At 45.5% G+C, this 956-nt stretch carries 1 protein-coding gene; it reads left to right on the forward strand.

All coding sequences use genetic code 11. The features are described 5' to 3' along the window. Positions 1–243 precede the first annotated feature (243 nt). The coding region (locus tag ACTHS3_RS15050) for an AI-2E family transporter (protein WP_440368375.1) at positions 244–956 on the forward strand (713 nt) is incomplete at its 3' end.

Raw genomic sequence — 956 nt, forward strand, 5'->3', positions numbered from 1 at the left:
ATCCACGCCTGCGTCACGATAGCTCAAAGAAGTGCTCATTGGATTTCCTTATTCGGGTATGGGTAGATTGTCGGAGCGTATTTTATCTTAAATTAGAGGATTCAGGCTGAATTTTTTGGCATTATTGTCAACAATTTTTATTTTATCTTAAATAGCCGTCGCGCTTTCAGACGGCCTTTGCGAATCTGTTATACTGCTTATTGATTTTGAAAACCTTAAACATCAATTGGGAAATACCTTTTTATGTATCAAAAGAAAGCGCGCGGCGCAAAACCGTGGATTATTATGGCTTGCGTTATCGCAGCCTTTATTTGGCTTTTATATGCCTTAGGCGATGTTTTGACGCCGTTTATCGTGGCCGCCGTTTTGGCCTATGTTTTGAATCCCTTGGTCGAGTGGCTGCAATTGAAGCGTATCCGCCGCGCGCCGGCCTCCATGATTATTATGGCACTGGCTTTGCTGATATTGCTGTCGTTGGTGCTGATTATCGTACCTATGTTGTTGAACCAGTTTAACAATCTGGCTGAACGCCTGCCGCAAATCGTAGGCTTTGTTCAAAACAAACTGCTGCCGTGGCTCAACAGCGTCAGTGGGGATTATATTCAAATCGATCAAGAATCAATCATCGCATGGTTGCAGTCGCATACTGATGAGTTGAGCAATACGCTCAAAGAATGGATTCCGACCTTGATGCGTCAGAGCGGTAACGTCATCAGCGGTGTCAGCAATTTGGTGTTGCTGCCTTTGCTGCTGTATTACTTCTTGTTGGACTGGAAACGTTGGTCTTCCGGAATCAGCAAATTGGTTCCACGCCGTTTTATCGAGACCTACACGCGTATCAGCGGCAATATGGATGAAGTTTTGGGCGAGTTTCTGCGTGGCCAGCTGATGGTTATGATGATTATGGGCTTGGTCTATGGCTTGGGCTTGATGCTGGTCGGTTTGGATTCCGGCTT

This window comes from Neisseria sp. P0009.S007 (genome assembly GCF_051962515.1).